Raw genomic sequence first — 23,453 nt, 5'->3', positions numbered from 1 at the left:
CGCGACAAATCGGCGGCCGTAAAAATCGAAAGGGAAGCTGCTCAACAGAAATTTCGACTGATTGTCGCTAAGCCACCAAGCAGGTGCGACAAATCGACAAGTCGTTGGGCGACCAGATGGCGGACCTCGCCCTCGCATTGCCACGTTCCGTATACCGCAAGCAGCGACGCGCCCAGCGCTTCCTGCCGGAATTTCTCCTGCAGGGACGGCCAGATGATGACGTTCACGTTGCCCGTCTCGTCCTCGATGGTCACGAACATCACGCCGTTCGCAGTCCCTGGCCGCTGCCGTACCGTGACCAGCCCGCAACCACGAGCGAGTCTGCCATTGCGGTAAGTCATGAGCGTTGCTGCAGGCATGAGACGCTGTTCGAGCAGCACTGGCCGCAACAGCGAAAGCGGATGCCGCCCGAGTGTAAGGCTCATCGAGTTGTAGTCTGCGACGATATCTTCTCCTTCCGACGGCGCGCCGAGCACCGGAGTCTCATCGTCGACACGCGCATCAGCGAGGATGTCGCGGTCGGGCACCGCAGCCACGGATGTCCAGAGTGCTTCGCGTCGGTTGCCGGCAAGAGAAGACAACGAGTTCGCTGCGGCCAAGACCTGAAGGTCTTTCCTGTCGAGCTGCGCGCGTTTCGCAAGGTCGCTCACAGTTGCGAACTGCCTCACAGCTCTCGCTGCTTCAATGCGCTCTGCAGCGCCGTCCTTCATGCCCTTCAGCAGCGACAGCCCAAGGCGTACCGCCGGCCTCGATGCAGAATCGAGACGCTCAAGGACCGAATCCCAACTGCTGATGGTGACGTCGGCCGGCAGCACCTTCACACCGTGACGCTGCGCGTCCTGAATCAGCTGCGACGCAGAATAGAAACCGAGCGGCATGCTGTTCAGCATCGCAGCAAGGAACGCCTCCGGCTCGTGGCACTTCAGCCAGCTGCTCGCATAGACGAGCAACGCGAAGCTTGCCGCATGACTCTCTGGGAACCCGTATTCGCCGAAACCATGAATTTGCTGGAAAATTGATTCGGCGAAGTCCTTCTCGTAGCCGCGCTCCATCATCCCGTTGACGATACGGTCGTAGTATTTGTCGAGTCCGCCTTTACGTTTCCAGGCCGCCATCGCGCGGCGCAACTGGTCCGCTTCGCCGGGTGTAAAGCCGGCAGCCAGGATGGCGACTTGCATCACCTGCTCCTGGAAGATGGGCACGCCAAGCGTCCGGCCCAGCGCCACCTCCAGTGCTTCGCTTGGATACGTCACGGGTTCCAGTCCCTGACGACGTCGCAGATATGGATGCACAGCGCCGCCCTGAATCGGACCGGGCCGCACGATGGCGACCTCGATGACGAGGTCATAGAACTCTCGCGGTTTCATGCGCGGCAGCATGCTCATCTGGGCGCGCGACTCAATCTGGAATACGCCCACCGTGTCTGCGCGCGAAATCATCTCGTACGTCGTTTCGTCCTCGGCCGGTATGTCCTGCATCTCGAACCGCTCGCCACGCTGCTCCGACACGATGTCGAGCGTGCGCCGAATTGCCGACAGCATGCCGAGCGCGAGAACGTCGATTTTCAGCAGCCCGAGTGCTTCCAGGTCATCCTTGTCCCACTGGATTGCAGACCGGTCAGCCATCGCCGCATTCTCAACCGGCACAAGGCGCGTCAGCTTGCCCCGGCTGATGACGAAGCCACCGGAGTGCTGTGACAGGTGCCGGGGAAAGTTGAGAATCTGGGCAGCCAGCTTCGCCCACAGACCGATGAGCGGATTCGCCGGGTCAAGCCCCGACTCTGCGAAGCGTTGTAGGAGGTCGGACGAATGGTCGAACCAATGATGCGACTTCGCGACCTTGTCCACTATCTGCGGGTCAATGCCGAGCGCCTTGCCGCTTTCGCGCAGCGCGCCGCGCGGGCGGTATGTCGACACTGCCGCTGCGATGGCTGCGCGGTCACGCCCGTACTTACGATAGATGTACTGGATGACCTCTTCGCGGCGCTGGTGTTCGAAGTCCACATCGATGTCGGGCGGCTCGCCGCGCTCTTTCGAAATGAACCGCTCGAACAGCATGTTGCCGCGCGAGGGGTCAACTTCCGTCACGCCGAGGCAGTAGCAGACCGCACTGTTTGCTGCCGACCCACGCCCCTGACACAGGATGTGCTGGCTGCGCGCGAAGCGCACAATGTCATAGACCGTGAGGAAATAGGCCTCATATTCCAGTTCGCGAATCAGCTGCAGCTCGTGCTCGATTTGCTCCTGCACGTTGAGCGGAATGCCATTGGGATAGCGCCGGTGGGCACCGATGTAGGTTTCCTGGCGCAGATACGCTTCGTGTGTGAAGCCCTCTGGCACAAGCTCATCCGGGTATTCGTAACGAAGCTCGTCGAGCGAGAACTGGCATCGTTCGAGAATGTTGAGGGTCTCGTACAGCGCGCGCGTCGGATACAGGTTGCCCAGCCGGAATCGCGAGCGAAGATGCCCTTCGGCATTTGGCGCGAGGTCATACCCGCATTCAGCAACAGTCTTGCGCAGCCGAATCGCCGTCATCGTGTCCTGCAGCGGTTTGCGTGACCGTACGTGCATGACGACATTGCCTGTCGCCACCACTGGCACGCGATACCGGTCTGCCACATGCTCAACGACGCCACGATGAATATCGTCCATCGCTCGCTGGTGCATCGTGAGACCCACCCATGCCCGGTTCGCAAAGACATCGTTCATCCACTCGAGCTGCGCCGCGAGCACATCTTCTTTCGCCGGAAAATCCGGCACTAGGATGGCGAGACAGTTCGGCATGCCTCTGAGATGCGCGTAGCCTTTTTCGGGCTTCGAGATGTCGTGGGGCGTGAGCAGGTATTCGCCTTTAGCCGTGCGCATGCGGCCAAGCGTGATGAGCTCGGAGAGGTTGCCATAGCCTTCGCGGTTCTGTGCCAGCAGAATGAGACCAAAGGCTGGTGTCCTGTCTGCATGCACCAGCTGGAAGTACGAACCGATGATAAGGGGAAGCTTCTCTTTCTTCGCCTCGACATGTGCGCGCACGACGCCGGCGAGCGAACACTCGTCGGTTATCGCGAGGCCCGAGTACCCCAGCTGGGACGCGCGTTGTACAAGCTCCTCTCCATGCGACGCGCCGCGCAGAAACGAGAAATTGGTGAATGCGAAAAGCTCCGCATAGTCCGGAAGCATTGACGATGGGAAGTCCACGAGCTCACCGTCTTATCCGAAGAGGCCGTGGAGAAACCACCGCACTGCTTCCGTCTTGACGACGGGCCGTTCGCGATAAATCCAGTAGCAGCTTTTGTCGGCCGCCTCCGCGACATAGTAGTCGCGTGTGACCGCTTCGCTGTCATGCCATCCCGCCTCGATGCGCTCGCCCGTCGAGACGAGCCTGAGCGGCGAGCCGTAGAACGGCCGATGGTCCTTCATCATGAGCTTGATGGGCGCTTCGAGCAGCCAGGTTGGCCGTGGCAGACCAGGTGGTGGTGCCTGTACCTTTGCATCGTTCTGGACGGGTACCCAGCGGTTCGCCACTTCCGGTCGATGGTCGGACGTCGGTGCTGCGCGCTGGACGTTCTCCGCGCCAAGGCGCGCAACCAGAAGCTCGATGAGGCGGTTGTGGTCTTCGGCTGAACCACCCGGGGCGGGAAACAGCGAGTCACTCGGCGGCTCGGCGGGCTGCACGCTGGAGGCGGTCACGCGAACCGCGAGGACGGCGGCCGGTAGTTCGGTGCGGCCCAGCCGCTCCTTCAGCAGACGAACGAGGTGCTCCTCATGCCATGTCGGTTCGGCGAGCGCGATTTCGAGCATGGTCGGTTCAACGGCTTCGCGTCCACGCTCGTGTTCGAGCGACACGGTGGCGTGGGTCAGCGCGAGCTGCTGCGCGCTGAGCCAGCCGCACATCTGAACGATGAGGCGTTTCGCCGAAAACAGTATGGCTTCGGCGTGCTCGACGCGGTCAGGGAGTTCAGTTCGCGCACTGAATGTGGGCGGCATTTCGAGCCATTGGTACAGCTCGGGCGATAGCCCATAGGCGCGGTCAAGTGCATCGAGCGAATCCACACCGCAACGCTTCTTCAGGCCGGCGCGCGGAAGGCGGCGAATGTCACCCAGCACGCGGCAGCCAAGGCCCTGAAACCAGTCGGCGAACGCGCGAAGTTCCTGCACGAGCGTGAACGGCACCGCATTGAGATTCCGCTCAAGCGACGACATCTTGAGCACGCGGCACCGTCCCCGCTTTGCGAGCAGCCATGCGCCCTGGCCAGTCGGCGCTACGCTCATGCGAACGGTCACGCCGATGGACTTCACGACGTCACGCATCAGCGCGCAGACGCGCCGTATGCCACCGAAGAGCCGCAGGCTGGCCGTCACGTCGACCACGATGGTTTCCTCATCGCAGACCGCGACCTGCGGCGAGAAGCGCAACAGACCGAAGGCGACCTCGCGCTGCATTTCGCGCTCACGCTCGATACTCCGGTCGTACATCAGGGCGTCGGGCGATAACGTGGTGACACCGCCCCGTTTCATGCCAGGCAGCACACCGGCTTCCCGTGCCATCGAATCCGCCACCACTACCTTGTCGCGCTCGAGCACGACGCAGCCGTGCTCAGTCCGAGGTGACCACCTCGGACGGAACACCTCCAGCGAAAGCCGGGGCAGGAAGATGGCGACGAACACGGCCATAGGGGCTGAGAAGAATCGGTGAGGGTTGCAGGGTAATGGAGAGCGCTTCGCTGCGTGTTGGGCCCCGTCGCTTGACGACATCGACGACAAGGCCACCGTCAGCCGGTCTGACTCCCAGCCGAAGCGTGGCGGGTGATGCGTCCTGCGCGCTCGCCAGTGGCCGAATGAGCACAAGCAGCGTTTCTGACGCCTGCGCGGCCAGATGTAATCGCCGCAGTGCCTCGGTCCGGATGTGTTGCTGCCATAAGATAAGCGCGCCGCAGCTCTTTGCCTGAAACACGCGCTCCGCGCACCAGAGCGCGTCGGCCGTCTTCGGTGCCCGCAGTCTCATGAGCCGCTCCACTGGCAGGCCGAGATACGAGAACGCAAGCGAATTGGGGACGTGCGGAGGTTGCAGCAGCGCAATTGGACGCTTGCTCAGTTCCGTAAGTGCCGGATTCAGGAGTCGCATCTCGCCAATCCCAGGCTGCTGGACCAGCAATTCAACCAATGCACCCAGCGGCCAGCCACCGCCCGGCAGTTCGGCCGACAAAGCTGCGTAGCCCGTATCGACCGTCCTCCCATGTGCGCGCGCGAGTTGCGACCCGCGCCAAAGCGCTGGGTGAATCGACTCGATGTGGGGCAAGGGAGCCATGGCAAATACCACTGTATGGATGTACAGGTAAAGGTATCGTATCTCAAAAAATGTCGTTGTGATGTGACCCGTTTTTATTTCGAAGGAGGGGCCTCATCGGGATGCGCGCCCCCACGTGCCGGTGCCAGCATCTGCCGCGTTAATGGTGAAATTGCGTTCGGGATGTCGCGGCGCTCACACGCGGAAGGCGCAGTTGACTAGAGAACAAATAGTCGAGGACAAGAAGCGGAGCCGGCACCACCGCTGGGAATGGACCGAGTCATGCGTCGGAACCGTAACGTGGTGGAGGAATGCAGACGGCTAAACGTGCAGGCGTACCGACCAGTGCAGGCACCGCATGGGCTGCTCAACCCGATTCCTGGCGGGTTATTGCCGATATGTCAGAACCTGCGGTGCGACCGGAACATCGTTGAATTCACGTGCCTCTAAGTCAGACACGACGGGAGGTAGGCGAAGACGCCGAAGGCAACTCAACGACGCTTTCCTGACCGGGCGGAACTGCTTGTTTCCAACAAGCTACGGTATGGTTGTTGCGGTGTGGGAAGGAACCGGGCGGACATTCCCATGCCAACCATTCTTCTGGTCGACAACGACCCTGACATCCTGGCTGCCGTAGGCGTGACCTTGGAGTGCTGGGGATACAGGGTATGTTTTTCAGAAGATGGTAAGACTGCATTGACGAAGGCAGGAAGAACGATGCCGGACCTCATCGTCACAGACTGCACCATGCCGGGGATGGACGGCGTGGACCTGTGTCGACAGCTCAGGCTATATCCAGCGCTGTCAGCCATACCGGTAATTATGGTATCGGGACAAGCCCAAGCTGACCGGGTTCCGCCCCTGTGGAACGCATTTTTCCTCAAACCGATAAACATTGGCGCATTAAAGTCCACGGTAGCGTCGTTGCTTCTATCACGGCCTTTGCGAGAGACGCTTCGTCCCGCGTATCCCGACCGGGCGATATCGCGTTGGCAACCCATCTCTTCCCTGCTGATACCCTGAAGTGAGCTCGGGGCGGCCCTTCAGCTGCTAACTTGGATGTTAACCGTGAAAGCCGGTGACTCCCGATTGTCCAGGTGATGCCGATTCGCGCTGTTCCTAAACCAGGCCGCGCATCTGCCCACCTCTTCGATTCGCTAGCAGATATTGCAGCTTTTCCAACGAAAGCGGCTTTGTCAGATGGTAGTCGAAGCCTGCTGCTAACGCTCTTGATTTATCGGACTCGGCGGCATAGCCGGTCAACGCTACCAGCGTAACGTCATCCAGAGTGGGGTCGGACCGAACAGCGCGCGCAACATCGAAGCCATCAACGTCTGGCAAACCCACGTCAACGATTGCGACCTCCGGCCGGACCTGTGCGACAAGACGAATTGCATCGCGTCCAGTGCCTGCGGTACTCACCTCGTGTCCTTCTAGCTCCAGCAATATGCGTAGCGATATCAGAGCATCCGGGTTGTCGTCGACAAGAAGAATTCGTACGGAGCCGGGAGCCACACTCCTTACCGGTAGCTCGGATTTGTCCTGTGCCGACGCCCCGCGAAGGACCGGCAAGCGAAGAGTGACGACTGTACCCTTGCCTGCGCCCTCACTCTGAAGAGCGATGGTGCCCCCGTGTAGTTCGACCATCCGTTTCGCGACGGCGAGGCCAATGCCGAGCCCTCCCTCAGCTCGGGCATGCCCCCGGGCGCACTGGGCAAAAAGTTCGAAGACGTGCGGTTGGGCCGCCCTGACAATTCCTATTCCGTTATCTTTAACGGTGATGGTGACCGCGCCATCCGGAGCGGACCAGGCATTGTCATCCACCCGGACAGTCATTTCGATTGCGCCGCCCACCGGTGTGTACTTCGCCGCGTTCGACAGGATGTTGCCCAGAACCTGACTCAGTCGAACGTGGTCCGCCCGAACCGGGACCGGCGAATCGAGGCCATTTATTTTTAGAGTGTGCCGCCGGGACTCAAAGTGATGCTTGACCGTTGCGATGGCGTCGAAGGCAATTTCGTTCAGGGACGTGTCGCTATACTTGATTGCAAGCTTCCCGTGCTTCAATCGTGCTGCGTCGAGCAGGTCGTCGACCAAGGTCCGCAAGTGTCTCATTTGCCGGTGCGCGACATTCAACACTTCGACGGCCCGGGCGTTATCAGCGCACAAGCGCATAGCCGCACCAATAGCGCTGTCAATCGGTGCTATCGGATTTCGGAGTTCATGCCCTAGCATGGCGATAAACTCATTGTGCCTTTGGTCGCTCGCAATTCCGCTGTCGCGCGCGTCCAGGACGGTCAGTGCTGACCCGGCGAAGACCGCCAGGTTCGACAGTAGCCGCACATCTTCGCTATCGAACTGGCGTTCGGTCGAGTGAGACATCACCCAAATCGCCCCTAGCTGCGCATCGCCGCAGCCAATGGGAACAACGACTCCTTCGGTGATGTCGATGTTAGCGAACCGGAGGTACGGGAAATGTAGCTGCGGCCGAATGAACAGTTGTGGCTTGCCTTCCTGAAGTGCTATCGCGCATGGACATTCGTTCCAAGGTATTGTCGTGCCCTGAAGGGCCGCGCCCACGCCCGCCACCGCCTGCCATTTGAAGCACCGATTTTCAGCGCTGCCTTCGATGAGGCTAATCCCTGCGCTGCCAGCTTCGCAGGCTGCGAGGGCGGCTTCCGCAATTTCCTGCCACAGATGTCTTATTGGGCCCGCCTGGGCTTTCGCGAGTCGGACAAGCGCCTTGTTTTCGGCTGCATAGTCGGGTTGCCGCACCGGCCTTTTAGCAAGCTCGTCGTTATCTGTGAGCGCGCGATTGCTTTCCATAAGCGATGCACAGCTTCTAAAAATGGGATGTAACAGCGCCCTAGCGGCCGCTGCGAGACAGATGAAGCCGAATGTCTAACAGCGTTCGTGGGGCCCCAATATTGCGACCGAGTCTGAAGTTCCCGCCCAATTTTATGCCCTCTATACAATAGGCCCGCATATGGGAAGAGAATTCCGGGCGGCTAGAGCACGAACACATACACGCCCCCAAGCCAGCGGACATTCTTACACAGCATCAAGGTAGGCACCAGGCGGAACGCTCCGGCCGCATCGAGTTCATACAGCATCACAGCATGACAGCATGCACGGTTCGTTGGCATGTAAGTTGCTAAGCAGACCCCCTTCTGGAGCAGGCTTATGAAACCCATCCACGAATCACCAGCTCCGACCGACGACTTCGATATTGTCCCCCACACCTCAAGTCCTGAATTCACTACCCAGCATCCATTGACTCGCGCATTCGACAAATTTGCCAGTCTGGTGACCCGCTGGGCCGGAACGCCGCTGGCTTTCTGTCTTGCCGTTGCCACAGTTGCTGCATGGGTTATTACCGGACCGCTGTTCCATTATTCGGATGGCTGGCAACTGGTGATTAACACGGGGACGACAATCGTTACATTCCTCATGGTGTTCCTGATTCAGCAGAGCCAGAACAAGGACAGTGTTGCAGTGCATCTCAAGCTTAATGAGCTCCTCGCGTCCCACCGGGCCGCGAACAATCATCTAATAGGAATCGAGGATGCAACGGAGGAGGAATTGCGACGACTGGCGCTCGCTTACCTCCGGCTGGCGACAAAAAATCCGAAAGACGAGGATATCAATCGCGCAGCGGCAAACGCCAAGGCTTGCAGTGAGGAACGAACCGGAGCGTGACCGGCGGGCGCAGCAGTCACGGAGCCGGCAGGCATTCTTCGCGAAATTTGCAGCAGCGTTCGCCGCAACGGTTACGGCGGACTACATGCGCGGAGCGAATTTTGGTTTCCGGGAGCCCGCCGAGACCTATCTATTCCTGGCCGTCACGGGCGACGGCCCGAACGGCCGACCGGTCTCCGGAGGCATCACTAAACGCATCCCTGATGGACGCGGTAATTTCCGAGCCGAACAAAAACACGAGAGCCGAGAAATACAGCCACATCATGAGAACGGCGAGCGAGCCCGCAGCGCCGAACGAGTTGGCCGTGCCGGCGCGAGCGAGATAAAACCCGAAGAGATGCCTGCCAGCCGTGAACAGCACTGATGCAGTCACGCCGCCGACGAGCGCATGACGAAAATGCACTTTTATATCCGGCAACCACTTGATAAGGGCAGCAAAGCCCATCGCGAGAATCACCAGTCCGAAGAGTGATTCGCCAGCCACCGCGACGACTACCAGGACGGAGTCGCCAAAAACTGCGTGACCTGCAAACTGGATGGCCGCGTCCAATACAAGGGACACGACGAGCAGGAATCCCAAACCCATGACCATCCCGAAGGAAACCAGGCGCGCGCGCAGCAGGAGCGTGAGTCCGGCGATACCTTTCGGTGACTCTGCCGCAAACACGACATCCAACGCGGTATTGAGCGATGAAAACGTAGCCGAAGCGCCGACAACCACGAGGACAACAGAGAGGGCGGCGGCGACGCCACTTCCGCTTGCCCTGTGGGCGTGTTCGACGAGAGACTGCATCGCGCTCGCAGCGTCGTTGCCGAGAACGCCTTTGACCTGCTCAAAAAGCCTTCCTTTGGCAGCGTCTGCGCCGAAAAACCAACCAGCGACAGCAAGGACAATGAGAAGCGTGGGAGCAAGAGAAAATGCGGAAAAGAAACCGATGCTCGCGCCCAGCATTGAGCAGCGGTCCTCGGAAAATTTGCTGATGGCAGTCCGCACGATGGCCGTCCATGATGGCTTTTGCGCGGTACCCCGGTTCTTTGCGTCTCGCAACATAAGTAACCTCACAGCCTAGGCCCAGTGTCAAAGAGGAAACGCCCTGCGGATAGGGCGCTCCTGTTGAGGGGCCAGCCAGCAGTGCGCATCGCCCTCCGCCGAATGAGCCTCGAAACGACGATGCCTGCATAGCCCCATAGGCGACGGACCCCCATCGGTTCTCGTGTGGCCTCACGGCGTCGGCACCCGTGTTCATGTCTGTAGGTGATTACTGCGGTTTAGGCTTGTCCTCGTCTGCCTCACCGTCCTCTGACTCAATGCGGGTCGTTCCTCCTGTCGCAGGCGGGTCACTGGCCGGGAAGGTGTCTTCCACTGCCTTGTCGACATCCTCTTCAGATTTCTCGCTTGCAGGATTTTGCTCGTTCGGACGGGTGGCCATGACAGTCTCCGGTGAAGTTAGTGCCTTGATACAAGCAAGGGCTGTTCCGCGACGCGACCACCTCAATTTTCACGTAGGAGTATTCCGAAGATGTGGCTTGCGCAGTTATTCCGGCTCGTGATATCGCCTGATTCATGCCGCGAGCGGAGAACATCAAGCGTCAGGGAGTGCGCCCCGCAACGGCAAGCAAATTATTGGTATTGGTAGGGGCGGCCGCTGCCGCTGCCCCCGGCGGCAGCGCGGTCGGGGGCACAATCCCACCTGCCAGTCAACTCTTGAGGTTCTCGGGCACCTTGCCGCCATTTTCTGAAAGCTTCTGCATGACTTCCCGATGCAGCCATATATTCATTTCGGCGGAATCTTCGGTGTTTCCCGTGTAGTGAAGTTCGGAAGCCAGTTCCTTACGCGCATCGAGGCTGCTGTCGAGCCCCAGTAGCTTGAGTAAGTCGACAATGGATGTTCGCCAGTTCAACTGTTGGCTATCGCCCGTCTGCATCTCGGTCAAGACGGCTTCAACGTCAACCTCCGGCATTGGCGTCGCTGCCGGCTGCGATGTTTGGGCCCCAGCAGTTGATGGAGCCGATGCGGCTCCGGCGGGTGTTGACGCGCTGCCGGTTGCCGGCGACGCCGGTGCTGTCACGGTACCGGGCGAGCCGGATGTCGCATTCGCCGGATGGTCGTGAGGAAAAATCTTGTTCAGGATACTTGAGAATATGCTCATCTGTCGCTCCTTGGTCCGTGCCGCCTACGCAGGCTGCATTTGGTTCAACGCAACGGACGTACCTACGTCCAATTCCCTCGCCAACCGCGCGACAAAGTACGGGTCATGGCCGAAGTCGCAGGGCGGCGTCTTTTAGATTATGGGGACGTTGGGTGTGGCATGCTGATACGTGTATTGAAGGAGAGAACCCCATGTGCTATTCGGCTCAAATCTATGCGGACTATCGAAAATTCGTACGTATGTTCGGTGCTGTCGTGGACATTCAAGAGTTCGCCCATTTGTTCTTCGAGCGCACCGAGGGAGTGAGCAAGGCCAAGGTACCCAAGGCGATGGAGGATGCCTTTGGTCAGCCGGAAACTCCGGCCGAACGCGAAATCAAAACCCTCATTGACCGTTTCAACAGCGACCTGACCGCCACGCTTGAACAGGACCTTTTCAAGCAGCGCAAGCGGCTGGCAGACGCTGAACGGATTCTTCAGTCAAGGGCGACGAGGGCTGCCAGTGAGAGTCAGCGAATCGCCACCGACAAAATCGAAACAGCGCTACGCCGTATTGAAGACGTCAACCGAACCGAATCCAAGCCGCGCGACTCGCGCATCTTCCCGGGGTACTACGCGCCAGTCCTTGTGATGGAGAACGGCGAATACGTGGTCAGGCCGATGCGATACCAGTGCCGGATTGCGGGCAAGCCCGCAGACTACGACGTGAAGTTCCCAGGCACTTATAACGCCCGGCGGGACAATCTGGAGGGCTTCTGGAAGCCGTGCTTCGGCCACACGCATGGCGTGATGCTCGTCGAGGTCTTCTACGAGAACGTGAAGAAGGCGAAGATGGAAGGCACGTTGCGGGAGACGCATAGCAAGGACGAGAACGTCGTCCTCGAATTTCGCCCGAGCAACCGGCAGCTGATGCACGTCGCCTGCCTGTGGTCGCGATGGAGCAAGCCTGGAGAGCCGGACCTGCTGTCGTTCGCGGCTATCACGGACGAGCCCCCCCCGGAAATTGAAGCTGCCGGTCACGACCGTTGCATCATCCCCATCAAGCCGGAAAACATCGAAGCGTGGCTCAATCCGAGCGCGTCGAGTTTGGAAGCGATGTACGCCATCCTCGATGACAAGGACCGGCCTTACTACGAGCACAAGCTCGCAGCTTGAGACAACGTCTAACAGATTCCGTGCCGTGTGAGCAATCTGCCGAGAAGCTTAGCTACGCGGCGCTGTGCTTCCGGACCTACCTTCGGCTTCCCAGCAAGGTCCACGTCACGGAATTCATGTCCGCCGAAGTGATACACCTCGCAACCCATCAATCGCAGACGCCGCTCCTCCATCGCCATCTCGGCGTCCAGTTGGGCGTTCGCGATGTACCGCGTCGGCGCGGTGTGGCCTTGCACTGCACAGTGGTGGCGAGCGGCGACAAAGCGAAGCGATTCATTTCGACCATTGTTCGGCGCATGACTGGTCGATGCGCCCTCATAGGAACACTTAGACGATGCAACAGGCTACCTATAAAGGTTACGTGCTATGGGGTCACGCCATCGAGGAGCAGGAAGGAGTTCTCGCGTCCGAGCGATACGCCGCGAGCGGGACGATTACTCGTGACCGGAAATTCATAGAAGCATCGGGCGTCCTCGGCGTCTACGAGACCGAAGAGGAAGCTCAGGATGTTGGGCTGTCGTGGGCGCGCGCGTGGGTCGACTCGCACGGATAAATGCGCACTCAACGATGTCATCAATTCGAAAGGTTTCCAGACAGGGCGAAGGCCCGATTGAAGCTTTACCCTAAACGTGAGCGTGTCAGCTCCGCCGGACAAAGCTATGGAGGCGTGTGGGAAGCACCGGATGAGATACCAGTAGGCGCGCGTGTACCTTTTCCTCTCAGCCGCCATTGAAGAGCACGGTTGACGACAGGCGCGGGTATCATTCTGACTTTGCCCCATCATTCGGCATCACATGAATCAAGACCTGAACAAGACGCTATGGGCCGCAGCCGACAAGCTGCGCGCTTCTATGGACGCTGCCGAGTACAAGCATATTGTCCTCGGCTTGATTTTCCTCAAGTACATTTCGGACGCGTTTGATGAGCGACGTGCGCAGCTTTCCGCCGCATTCGCCGACGACAACGACGACCTGTATCTCCCCGACGCTGCAGACCATGCCGAGGCGCTGGAGGAGCGCGACTATTACACGATGGGAAATGTCTTCTGGGTGCCTGCGGCAGCACGCTGGGAGACGCTGCGCTCGCAGGCAAAGCAGGCCGACATTGGCGTGCGGATTGATGCCGCGCTCGAAGCCATCGAAGCCGATAACCAGCGCCTGAAAGGCATTCTCGACAAACGTTTCGGCCGCACGCAGCTCGAACCCGGCAAGCTCGGCGAGCTAGTGGACCTGATTTCGAAGATTGGCTTCGGCGAAGGCCACCACGCGAAGGACCTGTTGGGCGAGGTGTACGAATACTTCCTCGGGCAGTTCGCTACCGCCGAAGGTAAGAAAGGCGGACAGTTCTATACGCCCGCCTCGGTAGTACGCGTGTTAGTCGAAGTGTTGGCACCCCACCAAGGGCGCGTCTACGACCCGTGCTGCGGCTCGGGCGGCATGTTCGTGCAGAGCGAAAAGTTCATCGAATCCCATGGCGGGCGTGCGGACGACATCAGCATCTATGGCCAGGAAGCCAACCCGACCACCTGGCGTCTGGTTGCAATGAACCTGGCGATTCGCGGCTTCGCGGCGGACCTGGGCAAAGAGCCCGCCGACACGTTCCACCGCGACCAACATCCGGATTTGCGCGCCGACTATGTGCTTGCGAACCCCCCGTTCAACATCAGCGACTGGGGTGGCGAGCGTCTGGTCGATGACCGACGCTGGGCACATGGCACGCCCCCAGCTGGTAACGCGAACTATGCGTGGCTACAGCACATCCTGCACCACCTGAGCCCGCGCGGACAGGCGGGCGTGGTGCTTGCCAACGGCAGCATGAGCTCTAATCAAAGCAACGAAGGCGAAATTCGCCGTGCAATGGTTGAGGCAGATGTGGTGGACGTGATGGTTGCCCTGCCGCCGCAACTGTTCCTGAACACGCAGATTCCCGCATGTCTCTGGTTTCTAGCCAAAGATAAGAGCGGTGCGCCAATCGCCGGTGCCCAGCCAGGTCGTGACCGACGCGGCGAGGTACTGTTTATCGACGCACGCAAGCTCGGTCGCATGGAGTCGCGTGTTGTGCGCTTATTTGATGATGAGGACATCGGAAAGATTGCCACGACCGTGCATCGATGGCGCGCTGATGGCGAGGATGGCACTGCGGTCCCGTATGCAGACGTGCCGGGTTTCTGTCGTGCTGTGAAGCTGGCAGAAATCGCCGAGCATGGGCATGTACTGACTCCTGCACGCTATGTGGGAGCCGAAGAAACTGAGGAAGATGACGAGACCTTCGGCGAGAAGATGGACCGGCTGACCGCTCAGCTTGCCGAGCAAATGGCGAAGGGAGTTGAGTTGGATGTCGTGATTCGCGAAAAGCTCGGGGGACTTGGGTATGCAGTCTGAATGGCGAGAGCGAAAACTTGGGGAGATTCTGAAATTTGCGAATGGCCGAACGAGTCCAGAACGCGCAGATGACGGAGCATTCGTCGTGTACGGGGCAAACGGCCCCATTGGACTAAGTTCTGAGCATAATTCACCAAGCGATACGATTGTCATCGGTCGCGTTGGTTCGTACTGTGGTGCCGTACATTTCTCGCACAAGCCGTGTTGGGTTACGGATAACGCCATTCGAGCCGAAGTGCTGCCGGGCAATCATCCGTATTACATATTCAGTTTATTGCGGATGCTTGACCTAAATAGATGGCGCTCCGGCTCCGGTCAACCGCTGTTGAATCAAAGCATCCTTTCGGCTATTCAGGTCAACCTTCCATCCTTCGATGTTCAGTATGGAATAGGTATGCTTTTGAAGCAGTTCGATGACCGCATCGAACTGCTCCGTCAAACCAATCTCACGCTCGAATCAATCGCCCAAGCCCTGTTCAAAAGCTGGTTTATCGACTTCGACCCGGTACACGCAAAGGCCGAGGGCCGCGAACCGGAGGGCATAGATGCCGAAACGGCCGCGCTTTTTCCGGATACGTTCGATGAGTCGGTGTTGGGGGAGATTCCGAAAGGATGGACGGGCATTCCCTTCGGCGAGCTTTTGAGCTTTGCTATTGGCGGCGATTGGGGAGCCGAAGGTCCAACCGACACATGTACGCAACCGGCAACCATTATTCGGGGCACTGACATTCCAGATATTGCTGCAGGGCAATTCGATGACGTACCAAGGCGATATGTCAGTCCGAAGAAATCAGAAAAACGCAAACTCCAAGACGGTGATTTGGTGATTGAGGTTTCTGGTGGAAGCAAGACCCAGCCGACAGGTCGCTCGTTATACGTGACGAAGGATGTGTTGAAAAAGTTGGGGGAGACAGCCGTGCCAACGAGTTTCTGCCGACTATTTCGCGCGCCTGACGCTCATACGGCCCTGCTGCTGAGTCAACATCTAACCGCTATCTATCAAGCAGGAAAGATGTGGAATTACCAGGTGCAGAGTACCGGTTTGGCAAATTTCCAAACGCAGCATTTTCTGGATTCGGAGATGGTCGTCGTGCCTCCACCTTCCGTCCGAAAAGCTTTTTTCGATATTGTTCGGCCTTTGGTTGACCGAATCTGCTCAGCGCCAATTGCGGAGCTAGCGGCTCTCCGCGACACGCTTCTCCCTCGCCTAATCTCCGGCAAACTCCGCCTCCCCGAAGCCGAGGCCCAATTGAACGAGGCACTTGCATGAGCGGCATCACCGAGGACGCAGTCGAACAGGCCATGCTTGAATGGCTGGCCGCTCTCGGCTGGCAGACCGCCCATGGCCCCGACATTTCGCCCCCGGACACCAAGACACCGGGCACAGAACGAGACACTTACCGCGACGTGACGCTACGCCACCGCCTGTCTGCCGCCATCGCGAAGCTGAACCCGCACATTCCCGCCATCGCCCGCGACGACGCGCTGCGCCATGTGATGAGTCCGAACGTGCCCGGTCTTGTCAACGCCAATCGTCAGCTTTACCGTTGGCTCGTGGACGGCGTGCCTGTCGAGTTCCAGAAAGACGGCGAAACACGCGGCGACCGCGTGCGCCTGGCTGATTTCACGGATATCTCCGCGAACGACTGGCTAGCCGTCAACCAGCTCGCCATCCAGGGGCCAAAACAGCTTCGCCGCCCCGATGTCGTGCTGTATCTCAACGGCCTACCGATTGTCGTGGTCGAGCTGAAGAACCCCGGCGACGAGAACGCCGACATCTGGGCCGCCTGGAACCAGCTCCAGGCGTACCACCAAGACATTCCCGACCTGTTTAACGCCAACGCGCTTGAAGTCATCTCGGACGGCACCACGGCCCGCATGGGCTCGCTCACGTCGAACAAGGAACGCTTTCTGGCCTGGCGCACCATCGACGGCCATGAAACCGACCCGCTCGGCGCGATGCACGAGCTGGAAACCCTGACGCGCGGCCTGTTCCGGCGCGACTACCTGCTCGAATACCTGCGCCACTTCATCCTGTTCGAGGACGATGGCCAGCTCGTCAAGAAGGTTTCCGCTTATCACCAGTTCCACGCCGTGCGCGCCGTCGTGCACAGCGTGCTGCAAGCCTCAGCCCCAGGAGGCTCACGTAAGGGCGGCGTAGTCTGGCATACGCAAGGCGCGGGGAAGAGCATTGAAATGACTTGCCTGGCTGGTGCGCTGATGGCCCATGAAGGCATGGGGAATCCAACGCTCGTGGTCGTGACCGACCGCAACGACCTCGACAACCAGCTATTCGGGGTATTCGCAGGTGCGAATGAGCTGCTGCGTGAAACCCCAGTGCAGGCAGATACCAGGCCCGAGCTGCGCCGCCTGCTGGCAAACCGCCCATCGGGCGGCATCATCTTCACGACTATCCAGAAGTTCACGCCCGGCGCTGACGAAGACTCGTTCCCCGTGCTGTCCAACCGCCGCAATATCGTCGTGATTTGCGACGAGGCCCACCGCAGCCAGTACGGATTTGACGCCCGGCTACCGAATACGGATGGCAAGGGCGAAGGCTCGGCTGTCCGCTACGGCTACGCGCAGTATCTGCGCGACGCACTGCCCGAGGCTACGTTTGTCGCATTCACCGGCACGCCGGTATCGCTCGATGACCGCGACACGCGCGCAGTGTTCGGCGACTACGTCCACATCTACGACATCGAGCAAGCGGTAAAAGATGGAGCTACGGTGCCCATCTACTACGAAAGCCGCCTCGCCAGCCTGGAGCTGAAAGAGGACGACGCCAGCGCCCTCGATGATGAGGTGGACGAGCTCACAGAGGACGAGGAAAGTGACGAGGCCAAGGTCGCTACGTTGCGCCGTTGGGCCGCGCTGGAGAAAATCGTCGGCGCACCGCCGCGCATTCAGAAAATCGCAGCCGATATCGTCAGCCACTTCGAGAACCGACAATCGGTAATGGACGGCAAGGCAATGATTGTCGCAATGAGTCGCGACATCTGCGTGCACCTCTATAACGCGATTACCCAGCTTCGCCCTGAATGGCATAGCGACGACCCGACGCAAGGTGCCATCAAGATTGTGATGACCGGCTCGGCGTCCGACAAGGCAATGCTTAAGCCGCACATCTACCCGAAAAAGGTCCGCGACGACCTTGAAAAACGCTTCAAGGACCCAGCCGACCCGTTCAAGCTCGTTATCGTCCGCGACATGTGGCTGACCGGGTTCGATGCACCGTGCATGCACACCATGTACATCGACAAGCCGATGCGCGGTCACAACCTGATGCAAGCCATCGCACGCGTGAACCGGGTTTTCAAAGACAAGCCTGGCGGTCTGGTAGTCGACTACATCGGCATCGCAAACGAGCTGAAAGCAGCGCTTGCGACCTACACCCAGGCCCACGGGCGGGGCAGACCGACTATCGACGCGCATGAAGCCCTGGCTGTCCTCGCCGAAAAGATGGACGTGCTGCACTGCATGCTTCACGGCGTCGACTACGCGGCGTTTCGCACCCAGGCATGGCAACTTCTACCCGCCGTGGCGAACCATGTACTCGGGCAGGACGACGGCAAGAAACGCTTCGCCGACACGGTGCTCGCTGCGAGCAAGGCATTCGCATTGTGCTGCACGCTCGAAGAGGCGCTTGTGTATCGCGACGAACTGGCCTTCCTTCAAGCCGTGAAGGCGGCGCTCATCAAGCATGACGGCGCGGACAAGGCATTGACTGACGAGCAAAAAGAGCACGCACTGCGGCAAATCATCAGTCGAGCCGTGGTCAGCGACCAGGTCATCGACATCTTCTCTGCGGCGGGCCTGAAGCGTCCCGACATCAGCGTGCTCTCTGATGGCTTTCTGGCAGACGTGCGGCACATGCAGCAACGAAACCTGGCCGTCGAGCTGCTGGAACGCCTGCTTAAGGACCAAATCAAATCGCGTTTCAAGAGCAACGTCGTGCAGAGCGCGAAGTTCTCGGAGCTGCTGCAACAGAGCCTGACGCGTTACCGCAATCGGGCCGTCGAGACTGCCCAGGTTATTGAGGAACTGATTGCGATGGCTAAGAAGTTCCAAGCCGAGGCCCAACGCGGCGTGGAACTGGGCCTGAGCCCCGACGAGATGGCGTTCTACGATGCACTGGCGACTAACGAAGCCGCTGTGCGCGAACTTGGCGACGAAACCTTGAAGAAAATCGCGGTCGAGCTGGTCGTGAAGCTACGCGGCTCGGTCACGGTCGATTGGGCGAAGCGGGAAACCGTGCGTGCCAAGCTGCGTGTGATGGTCAAAACGCTGCTCAAACGCTATAAGTACCCGCCCGACAGACAGGAGGAAGCGACCGACACCGTACTCCTGCAGGCGGAGTCACTCTCCGCAGAGTGGGCGAGTGCTTGACCCACTGTCTGTAGAGGCGAAATTGGGTGGCATTTGCTGGATAATCTGCATGCTCGCACTATGACGGGGACGCCGTGTACATCAGACAGCTGAGGATTGAGCGGTTTCGCGGGATAAGCTCACTGAAATGGACACCGAACAAAGGGGTTAACTGCCTAATAGGCGCAGGCGACAGCGGCAAGACTACGATTCTTGACGCGATAGACTTAGTATTTGCGGAGCGCCATGTCGCGACATTTGACGACCTCGATTTCTACAAGGGCCTGTCGAAAAAAGGATTGCGGATTATTGCAGTGCTGTCGGACTTACCGCGAGAATTCCTGAGCGACGACCGCTATGGCTTGACCCTTTCAGGCTGGCACGAAAAAAGCGGGAAATGGAGAGAGGAGCCCAATGAAGCTGCCGGCGTCATTCCTGTCTTGACAGTTGCTCTAGAGGTTGATTCGACGCTTGAGCCTAACTGGCACGTTCTCACTTGCCGAGATGGTGTGGTCGACAAGAGCAAGCGGATGCCTTTCGAGGACCGTAAGCGCCTTGCTCCCGCTCGGCTAGGCGTCTATGCAGACCGGCATCTATCTTGGGGACGTGGGGCGGCATTACAACGTGTCGGTTCCCATCCAGAACAGCTTTCAGCGACTCTCAATGAGCTAGCGCGCAAAGCTCGTCAGGCCTTCGAGCAGGAGGGCGCGAAAGACTTCAAGGAACTCATAGACACCGTAGGGCCAGAAATCGCGAAGCTAGGTGTTCAGTTTGACGTTGGCCCTTCCGCTAATCTCGACCCTTCACGCATTGCGATGGGAGCCGGAGGGGTCGCCCTGCATGATGGTGACATCCCAGTCCGGTGCATGGGTACTGGTTCTTCCCGCCTCGCCGTCGCAGCGCTGCAGAGTACTGACTCCGCAGAGCGCATGTTTTTCCTAGTCGACGAACTTGAATACGGGCTGGAGCCACACCGTGCGTCGCTACTCATCAGCCATCTGCGCACGAAGGTGAAGGCATCTGGCCAGGTCTTTCTCACCACCCATTCGCCACTCGTCCTGCGCGAACTTAGATTTGAGGAGGTATCCGTTTGCAGACGGCACCGCATCGACGGAATCCTCGAAGTGCTTTCCTGTAACGGAGCAACCACTGCGGTCAAGGACGCCAGACGATTTGTCCGCGACCGTGGTGAGGCATTTATGGCAAAGACGATTCTTGTTTGCGAAGGGCAAACAGAAGTCGGGCTGTTGAAGGGCGTTTCATCGACGTTTCCTCTTGATTTTCAAAGCTTGGGCGTAGTGTTCGTTGACGGTGGCGGTGACTCTACATTCGAGGTTGCCCAGTACTTTGCCAGACTTGGCTACCGCACAGCGGTTTTCACGGACAGCGACAAGTCCCCGCCTCCTGCAGTGTCAGACGCATTGGGGAAACATGGCGTCTTGCATTTCGAGTGGGGCGATGGACGGTGCACCGAAGTCGAATTGTTCGGTGGGTTGCCGCAGATGCAACGTGAGGAATTGCTTCGACTGGTCCTATCAGACGCTGGCTACCATACTGCGGCAGGGCTTGGACAGCTTGCAAGTGCGCTGAAAGCTTCCTTTGCAGACGTCGACGCAGTTGTCCCTTCATTGAAAGATAACGAATTGGCGAAAAAGATTGGTCTGCAGGCCAATCGACATCGGTGGATAAAGGACCACTATGACCTTTGCTTCCTAATCGGCGAGGAAATTCTCCCGAGGGCACTCGCGGACGGGGCCGGCTCATGCGTAGCAACGCTCCAAAGCGTCATGGCCTGGTTGAGCCGCAATGCTTGAACCTAGCGTCAGGGCAATGGTCGAATCACGCATCGGCTCTATTGAAGCGCCGGCGGGAACGGGTAAGACCGAGCAAATTGCCAGAATCGCGGGCCAATTGCCAGGGCGATGGTTGGTACTGACCCATACGATTGCGGGGCGAGACGCTATCCGTCGCCGAATGACGAATCTTGGCGTCGCCGCAAGCAAAGCGCAGGTCGATACTCTTGCTGCGTGGTCGCATCGTTGGGCAACGGCATATCCGAAAGCGTCGCACCTTCCGGTTGCCACACTGCGAGCAAAGAACAACTGGACACAAGTCCAGACAGCGGCAGCCATGCTCGTCGAATCTGGCGCTGTAGCCAGCGTACTGAAAGCCTCATATGAAGGTGTCTTAATCGATGAGTATCAAGACTGCTCGGAGTCGCACCATCGGCTTGCGTGTGCACTGAGCAAAACGCTTCGATGTTACGTCTTCGGCGACCCGTATCAGGCGATATTCGGCTTTTCGAAAGAGGATGCGCTTGTTGACTGGCAGGCGACTGCTTTATCGGTGTTCCCTTTGCATGGGAAGTTGAGCGAGCCCCGCAGGTGGATTGCTGCCAAGAATGAACCGCTCGGGCGTTGGCTACTCGATGTTCGCGAGTCCGTGGCGAACGGAGTAATTGATTTGCGCGACGCGCCCGTGGCGGTTGAGTGGGTCGAATTCGGCCCCGACGAACAGCCAGGCGAGCTTGCCAAGCGATGTCGGAAGCACGGGCAACGTGATGGGGAGGTACTTGTAGTAATCGATTCGAGTACTCGGGTGACACGACGTGCCGACATTGCAAAACGTATTGGCGGAACGACCATCGAACCCGTGGCAGGACCATGCGAAACGGAGTTCTACACGGCCTTGGCCTCAAAGCACGGCATCGAGCGCATTCAAGCACTGCTCGACCTCGCGGGTACCGCTTACACAGGCGTGAACGTAGCTCAGAAGCTGAAACGTGTGGATAGCATCCTGGAGCGACCCAATAAGCTGAAAAACGCGCCCTCTGAAGCAGAATTAGCAATCAGCGCTGTTGCGCGAGACGACACAGTAGCGACGGTGCTTGATGCGCTGGATTCAATTGGAGTGGAAGCAGGCGTCCGCGTAGTACGGCCTGAATTGGTTAGCTCGGTGAAGTCAACCCTTCGCTTGATGAGCGCCGAACCTTCGCTAAGCATCGTGGATGCATGCTGGCAAATTGCCAACCGGAAGCGTCAGAGAGGACGGACCATTCGCAATCGGTCAGTCGGAAGCACTCTGTTGGTGAAGGGCCTGGAGTTCGACCATGCTGTTATTACGCCGCACGCATGCACGACACGTTTTGACTGGTATGTCGCGCTGACGCGTGCAACGCGCAGCGTTCGGGTTCTGTCTCCCGGGCCGGTCGTCAACGTTGACTAAACACAACTTAAGACATCGTGTTCCAAAGTCAGGTGCAGTGCAAGAACTGGCTTATGCCCAGTCCTTCTGGGTACCGGGCGGCCGCCGGCATTGACCGCCTCGCCGCAACAAAAACGGACTGTGCCGAGGCTAAGAGTATTCATATCGTCGATGTGCACGACCGGGTCGTCAATTAGCATTATTGGCGGAGCGGTGACAGCCGAAAGATATTCAAGCAGCATTATTTCGCGGCGAACTCGTCAATGACGAACTTTGCGGACATACGCATGCCCCTTTCGACAAATTCGTCCACGTCGAGAAGATAACGTGCCAGTTTGAATCCATCACCCTCGGACCACATGCCGTAAAATTTAATCTTGTCACGCGCGTCAGCGAGCATCTTGACAACGGCGGTGGCGACTGCTCGGTCAATACGAAATCCGAGATGAATGGCTGAGATGCGAAACGGCGCGTCGTCTACGCCAGACTTCGGCGCGATAGCCCGCCACTCGTTTTCGTATCTCCATTGTGGTGCTTTCGCGAAGAAAAACTGTCGCGCGATTTTCTGCTCGGCTTCACCGGACTTACCGAGGTGCCATGCTATAAGGTCGCTCACAAGCAGGTAACGTGTCGAGCTGTAAGCGACCGGCTCGAGCCGGTCGCATCGATGGTCGTTGGTATCGAATTCGATACACATGCCTCTATGTTCATCGGCATAGTGGCTCCACATTAGTGGGTTATCCCAATGCGCGGCCAGAGATAGCACGCCGCGACCACCAAAGTGTGTGCTTATATGGTCGTCAATGTCGGATACAAGGTGGCCTACGTAGGCCGCAGTCCCCGCCGCGCCGTCATCGTGGCGTCCATACTCGGTCGCCATGTACCGGTGATTGCCCAATTCCTTTATTGCTTGCCCCTTACCCACGGTCTTCATTCTAAGATGTTTCCAGAGTCGCTCGACTTCCACCCGTTCAACGTCAACACGGACGGTCGGACTGCAATCAAATGGGTCGTTGAATTGATGTGGGTTCGCGAAATAGACTTCGGCTTCGCCGAGCATCCGCAATGTGTTGACGCCGAAAGATTTATATTTGTAAAGCCTGCGCGGCAAGCGGGAAACGGCGGTCGCCATGATGAGCGTCTCCGGGCATCGTTTCTCGAATATTAGCGCGGCGAGCAGCGCAGGTGGCGCACGACGTCTTTCGCGCCAACCGGA

At 58.8% G+C, this 23,453-nt stretch carries 17 protein-coding genes; 9 read left to right on the top strand and 8 right to left on the bottom strand.

The annotated features are described in order from the left end of the window. Positions 1–41: 41 nt before the first annotated feature. The 3 genes from M3I53_RS05535 to imuA are packed head-to-tail and all read right to left on the bottom strand — an operon-like array spanning position 42 to position 5,301. On the bottom strand, positions 42–3,173 hold the full coding sequence (locus M3I53_RS05535; protein WP_254315107.1) for an error-prone DNA polymerase: 3,132 nt from the start codon (positions 3,171–3,173) through the stop codon (positions 42–44). A 30-nt stretch (positions 3,174–3,203) separates the two neighbouring features. Continuing rightward, on the bottom strand, positions 3,204–4,667 hold the full coding sequence (locus M3I53_RS05530; RefSeq protein ID WP_254315106.1) for a DNA polymerase Y family protein: 1,464 nt from the start codon (positions 4,665–4,667) through the stop codon (positions 3,204–3,206). Further along, entirely contained in the window at positions 4,591–5,301 is a 711-nt protein-coding gene (imuA, locus tag M3I53_RS05525) for a translesion DNA synthesis-associated protein ImuA (protein WP_254314970.1), read from the bottom strand. The genes M3I53_RS05530 and imuA overlap by 77 nt, the downstream gene beginning before the upstream one ends. Positions 5,302–5,865: 564 nt before the next feature. Here imuA and M3I53_RS05520 point away from each other — a divergent pair. Then, entirely contained in the window at positions 5,866–6,303 is a 438-nt protein-coding gene (locus M3I53_RS05520) for a response regulator (RefSeq protein WP_254314969.1), read from the top strand. A gap of 96 nt (positions 6,304–6,399) precedes the next feature. Here the strand turns inward: M3I53_RS05520 and M3I53_RS05515 are convergent, their stop codons facing one another. Further along, on the bottom strand, positions 6,400–8,106 hold the full coding sequence (locus M3I53_RS05515) for an ATP-binding protein (RefSeq protein ID WP_254314968.1): 1,707 nt from the start codon (positions 8,104–8,106) through the stop codon (positions 6,400–6,402). Positions 8,107–8,463: 357 nt separating this feature from the next. On the opposite strand from M3I53_RS05515, the gene M3I53_RS05510 reads away from it, so the two are divergent. Next, positions 8,464–8,979, top strand: coding sequence for a low affinity iron permease family protein (locus tag M3I53_RS05510; protein WP_254314967.1), 516 nt, complete (start codon positions 8,464–8,466; stop codon positions 8,977–8,979). Positions 8,980–9,109: 130 nt separating this feature from the next. On the opposite strand, the gene M3I53_RS05505 is transcribed toward M3I53_RS05510, so the two are convergent. The 3 genes from M3I53_RS05505 to M3I53_RS05495 all read right to left on the bottom strand — a co-directional run bounded on the left by M3I53_RS05505 (position 9,110) and on the right by M3I53_RS05495 (position 11,130). Further along, a complete protein-coding gene (locus tag M3I53_RS05505; RefSeq protein ID WP_302057556.1) occupies positions 9,110–10,030 on the bottom strand; it encodes a YihY/virulence factor BrkB family protein in 921 nt (306 codons plus the stop codon). A gap of 208 nt (positions 10,031–10,238) precedes the next feature. Next, on the bottom strand, positions 10,239–10,409 hold the full coding sequence (locus M3I53_RS05500; protein ID WP_254314966.1) for a hypothetical protein: 171 nt from the start codon (positions 10,407–10,409) through the stop codon (positions 10,239–10,241). A gap of 268 nt (positions 10,410–10,677) precedes the next feature. After that, on the bottom strand, positions 10,678–11,130 hold the full coding sequence (locus M3I53_RS05495) for a DUF3597 domain-containing protein (protein WP_254314965.1): 453 nt from the start codon (positions 11,128–11,130) through the stop codon (positions 10,678–10,680). Positions 11,131–11,321: 191 nt separating this feature from the next. Between M3I53_RS05495 and M3I53_RS05490 the strand changes: the two genes are divergently transcribed. From M3I53_RS05490 to M3I53_RS05460, 7 genes are all read left to right on the top strand, one after another. Then, on the top strand, positions 11,322–12,284 hold the full coding sequence (locus tag M3I53_RS05490) for an SOS response-associated peptidase family protein (RefSeq protein ID WP_254314964.1): 963 nt from the start codon (positions 11,322–11,324) through the stop codon (positions 12,282–12,284). 334 nt (positions 12,285–12,618) lie between these two features. Continuing rightward, a complete protein-coding gene (locus M3I53_RS05485; RefSeq protein ID WP_254314963.1) occupies positions 12,619–12,837 on the top strand; it encodes a hypothetical protein in 219 nt (72 codons plus the stop codon). Positions 12,838–13,078: 241 nt separating this feature from the next. Then, positions 13,079–14,665, top strand: coding sequence for a class I SAM-dependent DNA methyltransferase (locus M3I53_RS05480; RefSeq protein ID WP_254314962.1), 1,587 nt, complete (start codon positions 13,079–13,081; stop codon positions 14,663–14,665). Then, on the top strand, positions 14,655–15,935 hold the full coding sequence (locus tag M3I53_RS05475; RefSeq protein ID WP_254314961.1) for a restriction endonuclease subunit S: 1,281 nt from the start codon (positions 14,655–14,657) through the stop codon (positions 15,933–15,935). Before M3I53_RS05480 ends, M3I53_RS05475 begins: the two co-directional genes overlap by 11 nt. Further along, the gene (locus M3I53_RS05470; protein ID WP_254314960.1) at positions 15,932–19,054 is read left to right on the top strand and encodes a type I restriction endonuclease subunit R; all 3,123 of its coding nucleotides are present in this window, start codon (positions 15,932–15,934) and stop codon (positions 19,052–19,054) included. Before M3I53_RS05475 ends, M3I53_RS05470 begins: the two co-directional genes overlap by 4 nt. A 74-nt stretch (positions 19,055–19,128) precedes the next feature. Beyond that, positions 19,129–20,847, top strand: a complete 1,719-nt coding sequence (locus tag M3I53_RS05465; RefSeq protein ID WP_254314959.1) for an ATP-dependent endonuclease — start codon at positions 19,129–19,131, stop codon at positions 20,845–20,847. Continuing rightward, positions 20,840–22,258, top strand: coding sequence for a UvrD-helicase domain-containing protein (locus M3I53_RS05460; protein WP_254314958.1), 1,419 nt, complete (start codon positions 20,840–20,842; stop codon positions 22,256–22,258). Before M3I53_RS05465 ends, M3I53_RS05460 begins: the two co-directional genes overlap by 8 nt. Positions 22,259–22,478: 220 nt before the next feature. Here the strand turns inward: M3I53_RS05460 and M3I53_RS05455 are convergent, their stop codons facing one another. Next, positions 22,479–23,369: a DUF2971 domain-containing protein gene (locus M3I53_RS05455; protein WP_254314957.1), complete on the bottom strand. Its 891-nt coding sequence runs from the start codon at positions 23,367–23,369 to the stop codon at positions 22,479–22,481. Positions 23,370–23,453: the final 84 nt, after the last annotated feature.

This window comes from Paraburkholderia sp. CNPSo 3272, from assembly GCF_024206495.1.
GTDB lineage: Bacteria > Pseudomonadota > Gammaproteobacteria > Burkholderiales > Burkholderiaceae > Paraburkholderia.
The sequence above is the reverse complement of the archived record's forward strand: the minus strand, read 5'-3'. Positions and strand labels throughout refer to the sequence as shown.

Excerpts from the sequence above, each read along its gene's own strand:
- M3I53_RS05535 (WP_254315107.1), bottom strand. The coding sequence starts at position 3,173 with ATGCTTCCGGACTATGCGGAGCTTTTCGCATTCACCAATTTCTCGTTT.
- M3I53_RS05530 (WP_254315106.1), bottom strand. The coding sequence starts at position 4,667 with ATGGCCGTGTTCGTCGCCATCTTCCTGCCCCGGCTTTCGCTGGAGGTG.
- M3I53_RS05495 (WP_254314965.1), bottom strand. The coding sequence starts at position 11,130 with ATGAGCATATTCTCAAGTATCCTGAACAAGATTTTTCCTCACGACCAT.
- M3I53_RS05520 (WP_254314969.1), top strand. The coding sequence starts at position 5,866 with ATGCCAACCATTCTTCTGGTCGACAACGACCCTGACATCCTGGCTGCC.
- M3I53_RS05510 (WP_254314967.1), top strand. The coding sequence starts at position 8,464 with ATGAAACCCATCCACGAATCACCAGCTCCGACCGACGACTTCGATATT.
- M3I53_RS05475 (WP_254314961.1), top strand. The coding sequence starts at position 14,655 with ATGCAGTCTGAATGGCGAGAGCGAAAACTTGGGGAGATTCTGAAATTT.
- M3I53_RS05485 (WP_254314963.1), top strand. The coding sequence starts at position 12,619 with ATGCAACAGGCTACCTATAAAGGTTACGTGCTATGGGGTCACGCCATC.
- M3I53_RS05490 (WP_254314964.1), top strand. The coding sequence starts at position 11,322 with ATGTGCTATTCGGCTCAAATCTATGCGGACTATCGAAAATTCGTACGT.
- M3I53_RS05470 (WP_254314960.1), top strand. The coding sequence starts at position 15,932 with ATGAGCGGCATCACCGAGGACGCAGTCGAACAGGCCATGCTTGAATGG.
- M3I53_RS05515 (WP_254314968.1), bottom strand. The coding sequence starts at position 8,106 with ATGGAAAGCAATCGCGCGCTCACAGATAACGACGAGCTTGCTAAAAGG.
- M3I53_RS05460 (WP_254314958.1), top strand. The coding sequence starts at position 20,840 with ATGCTTGAACCTAGCGTCAGGGCAATGGTCGAATCACGCATCGGCTCT.
- M3I53_RS05455 (WP_254314957.1), bottom strand. The coding sequence starts at position 23,369 with ATGGCGACCGCCGTTTCCCGCTTGCCGCGCAGGCTTTACAAATATAAA.
- M3I53_RS05505 (WP_302057556.1), bottom strand. The coding sequence starts at position 10,030 with ATGTTGCGAGACGCAAAGAACCGGGGTACCGCGCAAAAGCCATCATGG.
- M3I53_RS05480 (WP_254314962.1), top strand. The coding sequence starts at position 13,079 with ATGAATCAAGACCTGAACAAGACGCTATGGGCCGCAGCCGACAAGCTG.
- imuA (WP_254314970.1), bottom strand. The coding sequence starts at position 5,301 with ATGGCTCCCTTGCCCCACATCGAGTCGATTCACCCAGCGCTTTGGCGC.
- M3I53_RS05500 (WP_254314966.1), bottom strand. The coding sequence starts at position 10,409 with ATGGCCACCCGTCCGAACGAGCAAAATCCTGCAAGCGAGAAATCTGAA.